13 protein-coding genes and 3 pseudogenes are annotated in these 16,308 nt (G+C 60.0%); 9 read left to right on the top strand and 7 right to left on the bottom strand.

Features of this window, described 5'->3' with window-relative positions:
- Positions 1 to 3: 3 nt before the first annotated feature.
- The 3 genes from surE to ACQB61_RS09090 all read left to right on the top strand — a co-directional run bounded on the left by surE (position 4) and on the right by ACQB61_RS09090 (position 2,884).
- Positions 4 to 762 carry a 5'/3'-nucleotidase SurE gene (surE, locus tag ACQB61_RS09100; RefSeq protein WP_430512373.1) on the top strand — a complete coding sequence of 253 codons (759 nt, stop codon included), beginning with the start codon at positions 4 to 6 and terminating at the stop codon, positions 760 to 762.
- A gap of 212 nt (positions 763 to 974) precedes the next feature.
- Positions 975 to 1,481, top strand: a complete 507-nt coding sequence (locus ACQB61_RS09095) for a protein-L-isoaspartate(D-aspartate) O-methyltransferase (protein ID WP_430512372.1) — start codon at positions 975 to 977, stop codon at positions 1,479 to 1,481.
- Positions 1,482 to 2,047: 566 nt separating this feature from the next.
- On the top strand, positions 2,048 to 2,884 hold the full coding sequence (locus ACQB61_RS09090) for a peptidoglycan DD-metalloendopeptidase family protein (protein WP_430512371.1): 837 nt from the start codon (positions 2,048 to 2,050) through the stop codon (positions 2,882 to 2,884).
- Positions 2,885 to 3,007: 123 nt separating this feature from the next.
- Here ACQB61_RS09090 and ACQB61_RS09085 read toward each other — a convergent pair whose 3' ends face one another.
- The gene (locus ACQB61_RS09085; protein WP_430512370.1) at positions 3,008 to 3,904 is read right to left on the bottom strand and encodes an ATP-binding protein; all 897 of its coding nucleotides are present in this window, start codon (positions 3,902 to 3,904) and stop codon (positions 3,008 to 3,010) included.
- A gap of 250 nt (positions 3,905 to 4,154) precedes the next feature.
- Here ACQB61_RS09085 and yajC point away from each other — a divergent pair.
- From yajC to ACQB61_RS09055, 6 genes and pseudogenes are all read left to right on the top strand, one after another.
- Positions 4,155 to 4,488, top strand: a pseudogene (gene yajC / locus ACQB61_RS09080) (preprotein translocase subunit YajC).
- Between the two features lie 64 nt (positions 4,489 to 4,552).
- A pseudogene (gene secD / locus ACQB61_RS09075) lies at positions 4,553 to 6,162 on the top strand (protein translocase subunit SecD).
- Positions 6,163 to 6,179: 17 nt separating this feature from the next.
- Positions 6,180 to 6,389, top strand: a complete 210-nt coding sequence (locus ACQB61_RS09070) for a hypothetical protein (RefSeq protein ID WP_430512369.1) — start codon at positions 6,180 to 6,182, stop codon at positions 6,387 to 6,389.
- A complete protein-coding gene (gene secF, locus ACQB61_RS09065) occupies positions 6,370 to 7,131 on the top strand; it encodes a protein translocase subunit SecF (RefSeq protein WP_430512368.1) in 762 nt (253 codons plus the stop codon). The genes ACQB61_RS09070 and secF overlap by 20 nt, the downstream gene beginning before the upstream one ends.
- A gap of 10 nt (positions 7,132 to 7,141) precedes the next feature.
- Entirely contained in the window at positions 7,142 to 7,519 is a 378-nt protein-coding gene (locus ACQB61_RS09060) for an Mth938-like domain-containing protein (protein ID WP_430512367.1), read from the top strand.
- Positions 7,520 to 7,611: 92 nt separating this feature from the next.
- The gene (locus tag ACQB61_RS09055) at positions 7,612 to 8,457 is read left to right on the top strand and encodes a phytoene/squalene synthase family protein (RefSeq protein WP_430512366.1); all 846 of its coding nucleotides are present in this window, start codon (positions 7,612 to 7,614) and stop codon (positions 8,455 to 8,457) included.
- Between the two features lie 39 nt (positions 8,458 to 8,496).
- Here the strand turns inward: ACQB61_RS09055 and rsmA are convergent.
- The 6 genes and pseudogenes from rsmA to lptF all read right to left on the bottom strand — a co-directional run bounded on the left by rsmA (position 8,497) and on the right by lptF (position 16,228).
- Positions 8,497 to 9,337, bottom strand: a pseudogene (gene rsmA / locus ACQB61_RS09050) (16S rRNA (adenine(1518)-N(6)/adenine(1519)-N(6))-dimethyltransferase RsmA).
- A complete protein-coding gene (pdxA, locus tag ACQB61_RS09045) occupies positions 9,338 to 10,366 on the bottom strand; it encodes a 4-hydroxythreonine-4-phosphate dehydrogenase PdxA (protein WP_430512365.1) in 1,029 nt (342 codons plus the stop codon).
- 19 nt (positions 10,367 to 10,385) lie between these two features.
- Positions 10,386 to 11,312 carry a peptidylprolyl isomerase gene (locus ACQB61_RS09040; protein WP_430512364.1) on the bottom strand — a complete coding sequence of 309 codons (927 nt, stop codon included), beginning with the start codon at positions 11,310 to 11,312 and terminating at the stop codon, positions 10,386 to 10,388.
- Positions 11,313 to 11,551: 239 nt separating this feature from the next.
- Entirely contained in the window at positions 11,552 to 13,747 is a 2,196-nt protein-coding gene (locus ACQB61_RS09035) for an LPS-assembly protein LptD (protein ID WP_430512363.1), read from the bottom strand.
- Positions 13,748 to 13,943: 196 nt separating this feature from the next.
- Positions 13,944 to 15,035 carry an LPS export ABC transporter permease LptG gene (gene lptG, locus ACQB61_RS09030; RefSeq protein ID WP_430512362.1) on the bottom strand — a complete coding sequence of 364 codons (1,092 nt, stop codon included), beginning with the start codon at positions 15,033 to 15,035 and terminating at the stop codon, positions 13,944 to 13,946.
- Between the two features lie 5 nt (positions 15,036 to 15,040).
- Positions 15,041 to 16,228 carry an LPS export ABC transporter permease LptF gene (gene lptF, locus ACQB61_RS09025; RefSeq protein ID WP_430512361.1) on the bottom strand — a complete coding sequence of 396 codons (1,188 nt, stop codon included), beginning with the start codon at positions 16,226 to 16,228 and terminating at the stop codon, positions 15,041 to 15,043.
- Positions 16,229 to 16,308: the final 80 nt, after the last annotated feature.

Here is a 16,308-nt window from a genome sequence, read left to right as displayed (position 1 = left end):
GCCATGCGCATTCTCATCGCCAATGATGACGGCATCCATTCTCCAGGGCTCTATGCCCTGGAGCGGATTGCAAAGACCTTGTCTGATGATGTCTGGATCGTCGCGCCGGAAACGGACCAGAGCGGTGTTGCCCATTCACTGACACTCTCCGAGCCGCTGCGCTTGCGGCAGGTGAACGACCGGCATTTTGCCCTGCGCGGCACGCCGACGGACTGCGTCATCATGGGTGCCCGCAAGGTGCTGCCCGGTCTGCCGGACCTTATTCTCTCCGGCATCAACCGGGGTGAGAATGTCGCCGATGATGTGACCTACTCGGGCACCGTCGCTGGCGCCATGGAAGGGGCTATCCTTGGCATTCCATCGATCGCGGTTTCGCAGGCCTATGGTTATGGCCAAGGGCGCAATCCGGATTATTCCACCGCTGAAGCCCATGGCCCGGCGCTGTTCCGCAAGCTGCTCGATTTCAAGCTGCCGCGTTACACGCTTCTGAATGTCAACTTCCCGGCTTGTCCGGCCGACCAGGTGGCCGGTGTGCGGGTGACAGTGCAAGGGCATCATGAACAGACGGGCCTGATGGTGGATGAACGCGTCGATGCGCGTGGCTTCCCCTATTTCTGGCTTGGCTTTACGGCGCGCACCCATGATCCTGTGGGCAACAGTGATCTCAACGCACTCAATGCCAATTGCATTTCCGTGACGCCGCTGCGCCTTGATCTGACCGCACATGATCTGGTTGGACTGGTTGCGGAGCACCTGGCCTGACTGGAAGATGCATTTGACGGCCTGAAAGGGGTGGGGCATGCCGCAGGTGTTCGACACCGGGCCGGAAACGGTTACGCAGGATGAAGCGGAGGCTCGCGCCGCGCTGGTGCTGTCGCTGCGCCGTCGTGGCCTGAATGACCGCCGGCTGTTGTCGGCCATCGAGCGTGTGCCGCGCCGCCTGTTTCTTTCTGCCCGCCATCACCGTTTTGCCTATGAGGATCTCGCTGCTGCCGATCGAGTGCGGGCAGGTGGTGAGTGCGCCGTCGCTGGTGGCAAAGATGGTGCAGCTCCTGGAAATTGCGCCGAACCACCGGGTTCTGGAGATCGGAACTGGCTCGGGCTACCAGACGGCGATTCTGGCACACCTGAGCCAGCACGTGTTTACCGCCGACCGGTATCAGACCCTGATCAATCTGGCACAGCAGCGGATTGCTGCGCTGAAGATCCAGAACGTCGAGTTTCATCATGCCGATGGGCTGACGGGACTGCGCGAGCGTGCGCCTTATGACCGGATCATTCTGACCGGCTCGGTACCGTCTATCCCCGATTCCGTGCGTCTTCAGCTTGCTCCGGACGGTATTCTGCTCGCCCCCGTTGGCCCGGCAGGGCAGCAGCAGGATCTCATGCGTATGCGCAAGACGGATGGTGAGTACCACAGCACCAAAGTTGGCGAAGTCCGGCTGGTTTCCTTGCGCGATGGGATCGCTCAGGTACTTTAAGTACCCGGAAATCAAGGTGTTTACCTTTTGTTGATCTCGCGTTTAGGCTTTGTCAACCTTACTCGTTTCTAATCATTTCCAGTGGTTTTCAACTGTGGATCAGAGTAGCGCGATGGCAAATCCGATGCGTGAGTATCGCAGCTCCCTGCGTTTGCGGGTCGCAGCGGTCTGTGTGCTGGCCTCCGTAGGGGCGGGGTGCAGCGGGAGCATGGAGCGGTTTGCGGACGGACCCATTTACACGGGCAGTACTCCCAACCAGCGATCGATCCTCGCGCAGTCTGGCGGTGGACAGCCGTCTTATCGGGACGTTGTTGCCGGGCGCGGTGAGTATAACGGTGGCTTGCCTGCATCGGGTGCCGCACCCGGATCGACGGGTTCTGTGTCCGGATCGTCTCTGCCGCCTCTGACGCAAAGCTCCAGCAATCCTGCTCCTGTGGCCTCAGCACCTGTTCCTGCCCAGCCCGCACAGATGCAGGCCGCAGTTCAGGGAGAAAAGTCCTGGCGCGGCTGGTCGAGCGCTGGCGGTACCCGTGTGACTGCGCGCCAGAACGAGATCTGTTGCGTCCATGGGGCAGCGTTTCGGTGTTCCTGCTGACGCAATCGCAGCCGTCAACGGGATCGACAAGAATGCGTCCTTGCGGGCAGGCCAGGCTGTTGTGATTCCCACCTATTCGACGGCAGGTGCGCCTGCGCCGCAGACTGCGCTGCCTCCGGCCGGTACGTCTCCTGCGACAACCGGCACCGTGGGTGCGGCGTCGCAGCAACTGGCCGCAGTGGCTGCACCTGACCGCAAACCGTCTGGTGCCCGTCAGTCTGCGGCAAGTCAGACGTCGCCTGCACAGCCTGCTCCGGTGGCCCGCGCGAAGGAGCAAAAGCCGGCAGCCCCAATTGCTGCGCTGCGTGAAGTGCCGGCATCTAATCTGCCAGCCAATGACAAGCCTGCGATAGAGGCTCTCAATTCAGCAGCGGGAGAAAGCAAGCCGGTCCAGGTCGCTTCCATCGATCCGGAAGAGACGTCGGGCGGGCAGATGTTCCGCTGGCCTGTGCGTGGCCGCGTCATCTCCGAATTCGGCTCGAAGCCGGGCGGTGCACGCAATGACGGTATCAATCTGGCGGTCCCGGAAGGCACGCCGGTCAAGGCCGCCGGTGACGGCTCCGTCATCTACGCCGGAAATGAGCTGCAGGGCTTCGGCAATCTGGTGCTGATCCGTCACGCAGATGGCTGGGTTTCGGCCTATGCCCATAACAGCGAGATCCTGGTCAAGCGCGGTGACGAAGTTCAGCGCGGTCAGGTGATCAGCAAGGCTGGCGCCACAGGCAACGTCAACCAGCCGCAGGTTCATTTCGAGCTGCGCCAGGGCAACCGTCCGGTTGATCCGACCCGCTATCTGCCCAAGGGCTGACCTGCGAAACAACCATCTTCAGAGACAGAAAAAGGCCCGGATTGGTTTGACACTCCGGGCCTTTTCGATCTGTGCAGTCTTGCCTTGAGCGCGGTTTCCGCCCGGTCTCACTAAGACCCTCAATCAGGCAAGCGCTTTGCCCAGCCGTCCCGCGAGATCCTGAATGTACTGGAAGGCAACGCGGCCGGAACGTCCACCGCGAGTGGTTGACCATTCCAGTGCTTCGGCGCGCAGCGTCGTGGCATCGATTTCCAGCCCGAAATGGCGCACATAGCCGCCAACCATCTCCAGATAGTCGTCCTGGCTGCAATTGTGGAAACCAAGCCAGAGGCCGAAACGGTCGGACAGCGAAACCTTTTCCTCCACAGCCTCCGCCGGATTGATCGCTGTGGAACGCTCGTTCTCGATCATATCGCGTGGCAGCAGGTGCCGGCGGTTCGATGTGGCATAGAAGATGACATTCTCGGGCCGGCCCTCAATGCCCCCTTCAAGAACAGCCTTCAGCGACTTGTAGGATGTGTCGTCGTGATCGAAGCTCAGGTCGTCGCAGAAGATGATGAAGCGGTGCGGCGCGCCCTTGATGATTTTCATCAGGCTGGGCAGGGTGTCGATATCCTCGCGGTGAATCTCGATCAGTTTCAGGGCGGGGACGCTGCCGCGAGAGTTGATCGAGCCGTGAACGGCCTTGACCAGCGACGATTTGCCCATGCCTCTGGCTCCCCACAGCAAGGCGTTGTTGGCTGGAAGGCCTTTGGCGAAGCGCATGGTATTTTCAAAGAGAAGATCCCGCACGCGTGAGACAGCACACAGGAGCTCCAGCTCCACCCGGTTGACCTTTGGCACAGGCAGGAGTTCGCCCGGCTGCGGCTGCCAGACAAAGGCGTCTGCCGCAGCGAAGTCCGGGACAGACGGCTCAGCGGGAACAGCACGGGCGATGAGGCTGATCAGCGTGTCGAGCTTTGCCGACAGCAATTGCAGATCTGGGGTGCTTTGCGGAAAATCTTTGGCGCCTTGGGTCATCTTGCAGGTGTAACTCGCGGTCTGAGTGCCTATATGGCGCGAGGAAACGCGTCTTCGTCAGGCTTAGCATGCGGGGAAGGGGGCCGAAATGCCGGTTTTGGCTGGATCGGTACGCTCAATACAGCTGCATGGCTTGAATTGCGGGGCTCCCTCGGTATAGTCCGCGCAATCTGATGAAAGGCGAAACCAGAAATAAACTGATGGTGCCGTCCGCCACTGGCGAGAATTGCCCTTCTGCGAGGAGAGCTTGATGTTGATTACCCCTGCCTATGCCCAGACTGCCGGAATTGGCGGCCCTGACTTCCTGATCCAGATGCTGCCCTTCGTGGCCATCTTTGCCATCATGTATTTCCTCATTATCCGCCCGCAGCGTCAGCGGATGAAGAAGCATCAGGAAATGATCGCGAACCTGCGCCGTGGCGACACGGTGGTGACGGCCGGTGGCCTCATTGCCAAGGTGGTCAAGGTGGTTGACGATCTCGGAAGTGCAGGTAGAACTGTCTGACGGCGTGCGCGTTCGCCTTGTGCGCTCCATGGTGCAGGAAGTGCGCTCCAAGTCCGAGCCGGTCAAAGACGGCGAGTAATCCAATCCCTGCGGATCCCATTGGCCCGGCCCCTTGTGCCGGGCCTTAATACAGGCGTTTCGACATGCTCTATTTCGCACGCTGGAAGATCGCACTGATCATTGGTGTGATTCTTGCGGGCATTGTGTCCGTCTTGCCGAACTTTCTGCCGGCATCGACACTTGCATCCTGGCCCAAGTGGCTTCCCCAGCGCCAGATTGTGCTTGGCCTCGATCTTCAGGGTGGTGCCTATCTGCTCTATGAGATCGACCGGCAGGACTATATCCAGAAGAGCCTGACGACGCTGACTGGTGAGATCCGCAGCGAACTGCGTAAGGAGCCGCGCATCGGCTATACCGGTCTTGGCATCCAGGGTGAGAGCGTACAGCTGCGCATCCGGGATATGGAGCGGCTGAACGATGTGCGCGAACGCCTGCAGCCACTGGTTAACCCGCTGGTGAATTCGCTGTTCGGCGGCGGCTCGGTGAATGAATTTGCCCTGACGGTGGAAGATGACGGTCTCGTCCGCTTCAGCTTCACCGAAGAGGGGCTCAATCAGCGCATGGCGTCAATCGTGCAGCAGTCGATTGAGGTCATCCGCCGCCGCGTGGATGAACTGGGCACGACTGAGCCCAACATCCAGCGCCAGGGCACAGACCGCATTCTTGTCGAGGCACCGGGCGAGCAGAATCCTGAGCGTCTGAAGTCGTTGATCGGCCAGACGGCGCAGCTGACCTTCCATCTCGTCAACACCACCATGCCCGCCGAACAGGCGATGCAAGGCAGGCCGCCAGCAGGCACAATGGTGCTGAGCTCGGTGGACGATCCTCCCTTGCCCTACCTCGTCGAGGAAGTCCCGCTGATGACCGGTGAGGATCTGTCCGACGCGCAGGTCTCGATCAACCAGCAGACCAACGAGCCTGTTGTCAGCTTCCGCCTGAACACGGCGGGTGCGCGCAAGTTCGCGACGGTCACCACCCAGAACGTTGGCCGTCCCTTTGCCATCGTGCTCGACAATGAAGTGATCTCTGCTCCGCGGATCAATGAACCGATCACGCAGGGGGCGGGTCAGATCTCGGGTAACTTCACTGTTCAGACCGCAAACGATCTGGCCGTACTGCTGCGCGCGGGCGCTCTGCCTGCCAAGCTGACCGTGATCGAGGAACGCGCCATCGGTCCCGGCCTCGGGCAGGACTCGATTGATGCAGGCCGCCTGGCTTCCTCATCGGCGCTGCCGCTGTCGTGATCTTCATGATCCTCGCCTATGGCCGCTTCGGGCTGTTCGCGGATATCGCGCTGACAGTCAACGTGGTCCTGATCTTTGCCATGCTGACTTTGTTGCAGGCGACGCTGACGTTGCCTGGCATTGCGGGCATCGTGCTGACCATCGGTATGGCGGTGGATGCCAACGTGCTCATCTACGAGCGCATCCGCGAAGAATACCGCAACGGACGCTCGGCGATTTCTGCGATTGATGCAGGCTTCTCCCGCGCCTTCGGCACCATCGTGGACGCCAACGTGACAACACTGATTGCAGCACTCGTGCTGTTCCAGCTTGGTTCCGGCCCGGTGCGCGGCTTTGCCGTGACGCTTGCCATCGGCATCCTGACGACGGTGTTTACCGCCTTCACCTTCACTCGGCTTCTCGTCGCCATATGGGTCCGCAGGGCCCGGCCGACGAAGCTTGCGCTCTGATCCGGGAGAAACACGTTATGGCTTTGCTCCGTCTCTTTCCGGACAACACCAAGTATCGCTTCATGTGGCTCAGGAAGGTCAGCTTCCCGCTGGCTATCCTGATCGGTATCGCGTCCTTCGGCCTGTTCTTCACTGTGGGCCTCAACTTCGGCATTGATTTCAAGGGCGGCAGCCTGATCGAGATGAAGACGCAGGGTCCTGCTGACCTTGCGTCGATTCTGCGGTGAGCTTTCGAACCTGAACCTGGGTGATGTGCAGGTTCAGCAATTCGGCGATCCTGATGAAGTGCTGATCCGCATCGAGCAGCAGGAAGGCGGCGAACTGACTCAGCAGGCGGCTATCAACAACATCCGCGAGACGTTTGCGGGTGAAGTGGAATTCCGCCGGGTAGAGATTGTCGGTCCGCGCGTTTCCGGGGAGCTTGCCTTCGCTGGCACGATGGGCGTTACGGTGGCCCTGATCTGCATTCTCTTCTACGTCTGGTTCCGCTTCGAATGGCAGTTTGCCGTTGGCGCGATTCTGACGACGCTCAACGATGTGATCGTCACTATGGGGCTGTTTGTGGTGCTCCAGCTCGATTTCACCCTGTCGAGCATTGCAGCCATTCTCACGATCATTGGCTATTCGCTCAATGACACGGTGGTCGTTTATGACCGTATCCGCGAGAATCTGCGCCGCTACAAGAAGATGCCGCTGCCTGAACTTCTGGACCTGTCGATCAACGAGACGCTGTCCCGTACGACCATGACTTCGGTGACGACGCTGATTGCGTTGCTGGCTCTCTATATCTTCGGCGGCGAGGTCATTCAGTCCTTTACGCTGGCGATGATCATCGGCGTGGTGATTGGTACCTATTCGTCGATCTTCCTCGCGGCTCCCATGCTGATCCTGTTCAACCTTCGCGGTGCAGGCGGCGGGGAGGAAGAGGATGGTGCCAAGGACAGCAAGTCTTCGGCCAAGACAGCCTGAAGGCGGTTCCATGGAAATCCGCAAGGCTCATTTTCCCGGACGTGCACCCGTCGACTCCTATGGAGGCGGCGGGTTCCGCTTTGCCGGGATGTCTCATCATGGATCCATACTGTGCCTGCCAAGCGGGATCCACGGCTGGGATGTGACGGACATGCCAGATCTCACTCCGGAGGCGTTTGCCAGGGTGCTTGAGCAGGCCGCTGACATCGAAGTGCTGCTGGTCGGCACAGGAGTGGAGCTCAAGCCTCTCGGCAGCGAACTGCGCGGCCTTTTCCGCGAGGCTGGAATCAAGGCCGAACCCATGTCCACAGGTGCCGCGGTGCGGACGCTCAACGTCCTTCTCTCGGAAGACCGTGCCGCTGCTGCTGCGCTGATTGCGGTGGATTGATCTGATAAGCAGCATTGGGCTGCGCAGCCTAAACCGGGCATCCGCAGTTCACCGCTCTGGTCCGTGCTGGAAAGAGGCCTATCTGGGCAAGAATGCAGACAAATTTTGACCATGCACAGGCGCTGGTGCGCCAGCACGACCCCGACCGCTACCTGACAGCTTTGCTCGCTCCGCAAGAGCATCGCGGCGGGCTCATGGCACTTTATGCGTTCAACATGGAAGTCGCGCGGGTGCGTGAACTTGTGCGCGATCCCTTGCCTGGTGAAGTCCGCCTGCAGTGGTGGCGGGATTTTCTTGCAGGCAGCGCGCATGGTGATGCCAATGCCAATCCAGTGGCCGCCGCCCTGGCCAGCACCATTGAGCGCTACCGGCTGCCTGTTGAGGCCTTGCAGGGGCTGATCGACGCGCGCGTCTTTGATCTTTATGACGATCCCATGCCCACCCTGCATGATCTGGAGGGCTATACCGGCGAAACATCTTCCGCGCTGATGCAGTTGGCGTCGATCATTCTGGCGGGCGGGGACGAGGCTGGCACATGTGATCTTGCGGGCCATGCCGGTGTTGCATATGGCCTCACGGGGCTGCTCCGGGCTCTGCCCTGGCATGCTTCCCGGCGGCAGCTCTATCTGCCGGCCGACCTGCTTGACCGGCATGGCGTTGACCGGGAAACCTTATTCCGGGGCGAGGCAAGTCCGGAACTGGGGGCAGCGCTGGCCGAGATGCGCGAACACGTGCGCCATCACCTTGGCCGCGTGAAGAGCCTGAAATCGGTCTGCACGCCTGCGATCGTACCAGCCTTCCTGCCGGTCGTGCTAGTCGAGGCGTTTCTAGGGAAAATGGAGCAGAGGGGGCATGATCCGCTGCGCTCCGAGGTCTCCCTTTCACAGCTGCGGCGCCAGTGGCTGATCTGGCGCGGGGCCCGGCGCTTGCTGGGCTGACTTGGCAGTCCGCTCAGGCATCCGGGTGAGGCGGTCCGCTCAGGCCTCCGCGAACCGCCGGGCGAGTGCCACAAAACCGGCGATATCAATTTCTTCCGCCCGCGCCGTTGGAGCAATACCACAGTCGCTGATGCGCGTTCCCGCATCTGCCTTCACCCCCTTCAGCGAGGCGCGCAGCATCTTGCGGCGCTGACCGAAGGCGGCTGCGGTCAGCCGTTCCAGATCCTTGAGATCACAGGGCAATGGCGAAGGATTGGGCGTCAGATGCACCACCGACGAGGTGACTTTCGGCGGCGGTGTGAAGGCCTGCGGATTGAGGTCGAACAGGATCTTTGCACGCGTCCGCCAGCCGGCCAGAACGCCCAACCGGCCATAAGCATCATCCTCAACCGTCGCAACAATGCGCTCGGCAACTTCCTTCTGGAACATCAGCGTCAGCGACTCCCAGAATGGTGGCCAGGTGGAAGAGGTGATCCAGTTGAGCAGCAGCTGGGTGCCGACATTATAGGGCAGGTTGGCGACGATCTTGACCGGATAGCCTTCACTCAATGCGGCCGGATCAATCGTCAGAGCATCCGCTTCCAGCACCTCCAGGCGGCCTGGGTAATGCGCTGAAACTTCGGCAAGTGCAGGCAGACAGCGGCTATCCTTTTCGATCGCCACCACCTTGCGTGCGCCATTGGCCAGCAGAGCCCGTGTCAGTCCGCCAGGACCGGGACCGACCTCGATCACCGTGCAGGCAGACAGATCTCCTGCGGAGCGTGCGATGCGGGACGTCAGGTTGAGGTCCAAAAGGAAATTCTGGCCAAGCGACTTCTTCGCGTCGAGGCCATGGGTGCGGATGACCTCACGCAGGGGGCAGATCGTCGATCTGGCTCATTCAAAAGTCTCCGGCAAGATGCTCCGGCGCGGCCAGCACGGCAGCCATGCGCAAGGCGGCGGCAAGGCTCTGCGGCCGTGCCTTGCCTGTGCCTGCGATATCGAAAGCAGTGCCATGATCGGGCGAGGTGCGCACGAAAGGCAGGCCAAGGGTTACGTTTACGGTGTCGTCAAAGGCGATGGTTTTGACCGGTATCAGGACCTGGTCGTGATACATGCCGAGCACGCAGTCATAGGTCTTGCGCGCCTCCGGATGGAAGAGGGTATCGGCCGGCCACGGGCCGCTGACATCCATGCCCTCATTCCGCAGCAACTCAAGGGCAGGGGCTATGACATCAATGTCTTCCCGTCCCATGCTGCCACCTTCGCCGGCATGCGGGTTGAGACCAGCAACCGCGATGCGTGGCTTTGAAAGGCCAAAGCGTTTGCGGAAGTCCCTGTCTACGATGCGCGCGGTCTCAAGGATGAGGTCAGCCGTCAAGGCCGCAGGAACAGCACTGAGCGGGATATGGACGGTAACAGGTACCACCATCAGTTCAGGCCCTGCCAGCAGCATGACGGGTGTATGGGGACCAGGCCCAAACTGTTCGGCCAGCTCTCCCAGATATTCAGTATGGCCAGGATGACGGAAGCCCGCATCATAGAGCGTCTTCTTGGCGATGGGATTGGTGACGACGGCTGCTGCGCGGCCCTCACGCACATCGGCCACGCAGCTGTCGATCGACGCGATCACGGCGGCGGCGGTTGCTGAATCCGGCGTTCCTGGAAGATCAGCCACACTCTGTCCGTCCGTAACCACCGGAAGCGCGCTGGAGAACACTTCGCAGGCATCTTCCGGCGCCACTTCGACAATGGGAACGTCGAGGCCAAGCCGCGCGGCTCTGCTGCGCAGAAGGCCGGGATCTGTCCGGACATAGAAGGGAGGCAGCGCCATGAGGGTCCGCTCTGCCCAGCACCGCAGGGTCACATCCGGTCCGATGCCTGCAGGTTCGCCGCTTGTCACAGCAAGCGGAAGACGGATGTCAGCCATCGGAGCCTTGCCCGGTTTGTTACCTGTAGGAAATCACAGACTGGCGGCGCAGATCCTGGATGTAGCGCCGGGTCAGCTGCTCGCCTTCCTTCTGCCGCAGCTCATCCTCGATCTCGGTGCGGGCCGAAACGTCCGATGCCAGTTCCCGCTTTCCGCAGACCGCGATCATCTCAAGACCACGCGGCGTCACTTGCGGAGGAGTCAGCTGGCCAACTGCCGTCTTCGCAATCACATCCTTCATGTCGGCGGGAAGTTCAGTTTCCAGACGGAAGCCGACGGTTTTGACCACAACTTCGCTGAAAGCCCGGACCTGTTCGGAACTCTGCTCGCAAGTGGTGAAGCTCTTACGCAGCTGCTCAGCTTCCTTCTTGCGCTTGGCCTTGAAACTGCCAGAGGCCTTCTCCGGTACCACGAAGATAACCTGCTCAAGCCGGTACTCGATGCTCTTCAGCGGCTCGTCCTTATCGCTTTTCAGCTTCTGGAGCTGGGCGGCAATATCGGATTCGCTGACAGAGACACGTCCCTGGAAACGCTGGCGCAGGATCTGCGACCAGGCAATTTCCGTGCGAAGGCGGTCACGGAGGGTATCCGGATCAACGCCGCTCTGGCGCAGAGCGGTTGAGAGATTCGCAGGGGTGAGCTTGACGCGGGAAGCAATCGTGGCAAATGCGTCGTCGACCTGTTTCTTCGACACGGTAATGCCATAGCGCTTGGCTTCCTTGAGCTTCAGGACCTCGTCGATGAGTTCGTCCTGTGCAGCCTTTGTTGCGGCTCCGCCACTCTTGCGTTCGGTCAAGGTGATGAGACGGGCGCGTTGCCCGATCTGGAAAGAGGTGATGGCCTGGTCATCCACAACCACCTTGATGGCGGATTGCGCATAAACGCCAGAAGGGGTTGCCGCCCCAAGGCAAAGAGCGGCGCAGGCGATCATCAGTGTTTTTTTCATCTCATCCCAGCCGGCACGTGACCCCGGCGTCTCCCTTATGACGTCGTGGATATGATCTTGACCTGTAACGAGGTTCAATTCAGTCACGGTCAGTAGTTTGATCCACCCAATGCCCTGAAACAATGGCCAAATTGAGCCGTTCACGCAAGGGCTGGCCATCATTTCGTGAACGATGGCTGTCAAACTCTCCTGGTCAGCGATGATGCGCGGAAGGCAGCTGACCGCCGCCTTCCATTGCATCACTCGTTCGCAGAGCTGGAGACTTGCGTATCGCCGATGGTCCGCAGACCAAAGCGGAAGAAGACGGTCCGGTTCACCGGCTCGCCGTTATTGCGGCTGCGATCCTGCTGATAGGACAGGGACAAGGAGAAGCCCTCGTCATCATATCCAACACCGCCGGAGTCCTGAACGATATTCTCGTTCTTCAGATCGTAGCGCACGCCGCCAAACAGGCGCCAGTTCTCTGCAATCCGCAGGCTGCTCGAGGCCAGCACCTCTTCCCGGTCCGCGTTGATGCCAAGCTTGGGCTGCTTGTCCATGAAGGCATAGGCGAAGGTGCTCACCACAGGACCATAGCTGCCGGTCGCTTGCACCTGAAGGCGCCGCACGGAAAGATCCTTCTCGTCGAACCGGGCCTGTGAACCAAGCGTAACGCCACGCCGTGTATCCAGTGCGAAGCCGGCCACATAGTCGGATTCACCGGTCTCGAGGCCTGACTCGAGCGATGAGCCGAACAGATCCGGCTTTGCAAAGGAGTTCCTGCCAGCCAGCTGGAATGACCTGCCGAACAACGTGCTCAGATACTCGCCGCTATCAAGCTGGAACTTGTAACTCAAGCCAAGATTGGCGCGGGTTCCACCTTCCACACGGTCGTAGCCGGAGAACTTGTCATAGGCAAACAGGGTCGACGTATCGAACACAAGGCTCTGGGCGTCTTCGTTCGGAAGCTCGCCAATGCGCTGTTCGTCAGGGCGTACAATGATCTGAGCAATGGGCTCGATGATCTGGTTGCCGCCGTCGAAGCTGACAATGAACGGATAGCGGTATTCCAGACCCACTGCCGGCATGACACGGCCGACAAAGGCCTCATCCGTCAGCGTGGTTACGTTCTTGTCCTGTGATCCAAGGAAGAACAGATCGCCGCGCACATAGGCAAAGGGCGTGAACATCTGACCGATCGGATCGATCAGGGTGCGCCGCCACTGGGTGTTCATGCTCCAGCGGGAGAATGTTCCATCCACACCGCGATAGCGGTTTTCGCCATTGACGGAATAAGCATCCGTCTCGGCACGCGTCAGGCTGGTAAAGTTGCTTTTGAACGACAGTTCTCCGCCCGCGATCGGCTGATCGAAGACGTAATTCACATCAGCCACCGGGAAGACGAAGGGTTGCTTGTCCTGCAGCTTCGCGCCCACTCGCTCGAACGAGCCCACCGGTGCGTTCAACGTCGTGTTGTAGTCTTCCTGTGAGATTGAGAACGCATAAGCATTGACGCTGATGACGTTTCTCAGCCATGTGCGGGAGAGGGACACCTGAGAAAGTTCGCTGGCGGCGCCAATGTTCAGGCGCTGATAGTCCGACAGAAAGGCGCGGTCTGACTTGTAAGTCATGTTCCATGAAAGCAACCAGCTGTCGGGGAGGATGTAGTTACCCTCCGTGTGCAGCGCGCCACGCCAAGTCCGGTTCCCACTCTTGGTCAGGAATGCGGAAGGGTCTTTCTGTGAAATGAGAGCTCCGGAAATCAGGTACTTGCCCTGTTCCAGCTCCTGCCGCCAGACAGCGGTTCCCAAAGCACCCTGCTTGGTAAAGCCTGTTGCGGCGACTGTCAGATCATAATGAGGACTGAGCGCCCAGTAATAGGGCACGGTCACGCCATAGCCCAGATTGGACGAGATCGAGGCCGCTGGCGTCAGGAAGCCCGACTTGCGCTTGACGGACGGGTCCGGCATCGACAGGTACGGAATATAGGCCACTGGCATTCCAAAGAATTCCAGGCGCGTGTCCTCGAACCGGACAACCTTCTCTTCCTGATTGTGAATGATCTTCTGTGCACGCAGGCGCCAAAGCGGCGGCTTTTCGGCCGGCTGTCGCGTGTAAACCGTGTAGAGACCATTGTTGAAAGTCGTTACGTTGCCGCCCTCGCGATTGGCACTCTCCGCGATAAACCGGGTGCGCTGAGGCGAGTCGACTTGCAGCGAACGGGCGAAGCCTTCGGCAAAATTGTCCGTGAGCTCCATTTCCTGCGTCGTGATGACGTTGCCGTCAGGCTCCGCCATCTTGACGTTGCCCTTGGCAAACATGCGTGCAGACCCACGGTCGAAGATCACTTCGTCCGCTTCCAGCGTGTAGCCGTCATAAAAAATCTGCACCTTGCCACGCGCCAGGATTTTATCCCGGTCGTAGTCATAGGTGAGGTCATCGGCTTCCAGCAGCATTTCTGCGTTTGGATTGACGTTGGCCGAGACCGCTGCGGAGGTGGGGGACTGTGCAAAAGCAACAGGCGCGGCCCAGGGGGCAGTGATCAGCGAGCAGGCAATAACAGTACCGAGGCCGCGAGATCATAAGACCGCGCGCCGGGGCACAGGCACCCTTCTTCAGTAAGAGCGACTTGAGACGCATCGTATCCGCCATTTAGCCGTCTTCCTGATTGAGCAGGATCGTCAAACCCATGAGAACTCCAAACACACCTGGGGCCCAGGCAGCTACCACCGGCGGGACTATGCCAGCCCCTCCGAGATCGCGTGCGAGCTCAGAAAGAACGTAAAGCACGAACCCGGCGGCGATTCCACCCAGAATCATCTTGCCGAGCCCACCAAAGCGCGAAACCTTTAAAGAAACTGCTGCTGCGATGAGAACCATCGCTAATAAAAGCAGGGGACGGGCCAGAAGCGTTTGATATTGCAGTGTATAGCGATAGGCCGGCAAGCCGGCGCGGCTCGCCAGTTCGATGAAGCGGGGCAGGTTCCAGAAAGAAATTGATTCGGGTGAACCGATGCTCTCGCGCACCTCGGTCGGCGTCAGATAGGTACTGACCCGGTATGTGTTGTGGCGCCGTGGATCGGCGTTGGTGCGGTAAACAGTTGCGTCCTTGAGCACCCAGTAACCTTCATTCAATTCCGCCTCACGCGCTTCGATCCGCTCGTCGAAGCGTCCCTGACGATTGAAGGTGAAGATGGTTACGCCCCGCAGGATCGTGCCTTGCGCAAGAAGCTGGTCGGCATTGAGAACGGATTCTCCGTCCAGACCATCCTGACGCAGCCACACGGCATTGGTCGTTTGCAGCAGGAAACTGTCCTCGCCGCCAAAAAGACCGGCAGCCACCTGATCCGACTGTTGCTGCATCCAGACGGCGACAGGATTGTAAATAACAACTGATAGGACGCCGAGAATGAGCGCGACCATGGCTGCCGGTGCGCCGAACTGCCAGACGGAAATGCCGGCGGCCCGGGTCACGACCAGTTCCAGCCCCCGGCTCAAGGTGACAAAGGCTGAAATCGCACCGAACAGGACAGCAAAGGGAATGACCTGTTCCAGCAGGAGCGGCACGCGCAGAAGCGAAATGATGCTGACACGCAGGACTGACAGATCTCCCTGCTCACCAGCACGGCGCAGGAGCTCCAGCACGTCGAACAGGAAAATCAGGATCGCTGCGAGCAGGAACAATCCCAGGATAGACCTCAGAAAGCGCCGCGAGAAATAGAAGGAGAGGGTGGCTCCCAGCATGAGGTTCAGGCTCCCTTCGACATGCGGCGGCCAGCGAGCCTCGCCTGAGTGCGTTCGCTGAAGTCGGTGATCCGGTCGATCAGTCTGGCAAGCCATTTCGGCGCAGCGCCCGTGTCTGACTGGAGGATGAACCAGGCGGGTAGGATGATACCAATCAGCGGCACGATATAATAGGCGGCGATGAGTGCAGCCTGACTGCCAGCGAGAGATGTCGCGCCAAAGCCCGCGGTGCGCAGCAGGATGCAGCATGCAAGTGCGCCAAGCAAGGCAAGCCCGCGGTCCTGCCGGGTCGTGCGCGCCTGCCCCAGAAACGCAAAGACAATCAAGCCGAATGCGATGGCATAAAGTGGCTGGCTGAACCTGTTATGCAGCTCCGCCTTGATGCGCAGAGGATAGAGGCGGGCGAATTCATCCGGCTCCGGGTCGTGGATCAAGGCCCAGGTTGGACGTTCGCTTGCCTTGTAGACTGGCTCTGCAGCATCCGGAACAAGGCTCGACAGATCAAAGGCATAGGACTGGAAACGGACAATCGAGATGTCACCGCTCGTCTTCGGACGGCGCTGGATTGTGCCGTTCTGCATGACCAGCAGTGTGAGGCCCTGCATTTCGACAATGTGCCCAACCTCGGATTCATAGGTGAAGATCGTGGCCGGATCGCGGGTGTCATGCAGCAGGAGGCCGTCCAGCGCACCATCGCCAGAGCGGTTGCGGATGTGGAATGTCAGGCCATCGGCCATGGATATGAAGCGGCCGGGCTTGACGATGTTGGCCACGAGATCGACGCGAACACGGGTGATTTCATCGCGCAGCCGTGCCAGTCCTTCGGGCGCTACGTAGAGCGACATGGCTCCTGTCAGCACACAGATGCCAATCGAGAAAATGAGAACCGGACGGAGCACCAGAAAGCGCGAACCTCCGGTGGCATTGATGACAATCAGCTCGCTGTCGCTCGACAAGGCGTTCAGAACCAGGATCAGGGCAATCATCAGCGCGAAGGGCGCCACGATGACCACCAGAAACGGCATCGCCAGCATCGTGATCGAAATGAACTGGACGATGGTCTGACCCTTTGACGTCACCAGATCCAGCTGGCGCAGGGCCTGCGTCGCCCAGACAACGCCTGTCATGGCCGCAAGTGTCATCGTGAAGACGAAAACGGACCGGCGGATGATGTAACGTTCGAGTGTCTTCATTCTCTCTGCCGGATTGCAACGCGGTTGGACCGCAGACCTCTTCTATCCGAATATGGCATTTGAATGCCACCGGAGGCTGG

The sequence above is a fragment of the Pannonibacter phragmitetus genome, assembly GCF_050510895.1.
GTDB classification, from domain to species: Bacteria; Pseudomonadota; Alphaproteobacteria; order Rhizobiales; family Stappiaceae; genus Pannonibacter; species Pannonibacter phragmitetus_B.
The sequence above is the reverse complement of the archived record's forward strand: the minus strand, read 5'-3'. Positions and strand labels throughout refer to the sequence as shown.

Coding starts and splice junctions, on each gene's coding strand:
- surE (WP_430512373.1), top strand. CDS start 4: ATGCGCATTCTCATCGCCAATGATGACGGCATCCATTCTCCAGGGCTC.
- ACQB61_RS09095 (WP_430512372.1), top strand. CDS start 975: ATGAGGATCTCGCTGCTGCCGATCGAGTGCGGGCAGGTGGTGAGTGCG.
- ACQB61_RS09090 (WP_430512371.1), top strand. CDS start 2,048: ATGGGGCAGCGTTTCGGTGTTCCTGCTGACGCAATCGCAGCCGTCAAC.
- ACQB61_RS09085 (WP_430512370.1), bottom strand. CDS start 3,904: ATGACCCAAGGCGCCAAAGATTTTCCGCAAAGCACCCCAGATCTGCAA.
- ACQB61_RS09070 (WP_430512369.1), top strand. CDS start 6,180: ATGGCTTTGCTCCGTCTCTTTCCGGACAACACCAAGTATCGCTTCATG.
- ACQB61_RS09060 (WP_430512367.1), top strand. CDS start 7,142: ATGGAAATCCGCAAGGCTCATTTTCCCGGACGTGCACCCGTCGACTCC.
- ACQB61_RS09055 (WP_430512366.1), top strand. CDS start 7,612: ATGCAGACAAATTTTGACCATGCACAGGCGCTGGTGCGCCAGCACGAC.
- pdxA (WP_430512365.1), bottom strand. CDS start 10,366: ATGGCTGACATCCGTCTTCCGCTTGCTGTGACAAGCGGCGAACCTGCA.
- ACQB61_RS09040 (WP_430512364.1), bottom strand. CDS start 11,312: ATGAAAAAAACACTGATGATCGCCTGCGCCGCTCTTTGCCTTGGGGCG.
- ACQB61_RS09035 (WP_430512363.1), bottom strand. CDS start 13,747: ATGCTGCTGGAAGCCGATGACCTCACCTATGACTACGACCGGGATAAA.
- lptG (WP_430512362.1), bottom strand. CDS start 15,035: ATGCTGGGAGCCACCCTCTCCTTCTATTTCTCGCGGCGCTTTCTGAGG.
- lptF (WP_430512361.1), bottom strand. CDS start 16,228: ATGAAGACACTCGAACGTTACATCATCCGCCGGTCCGTTTTCGTCTTC.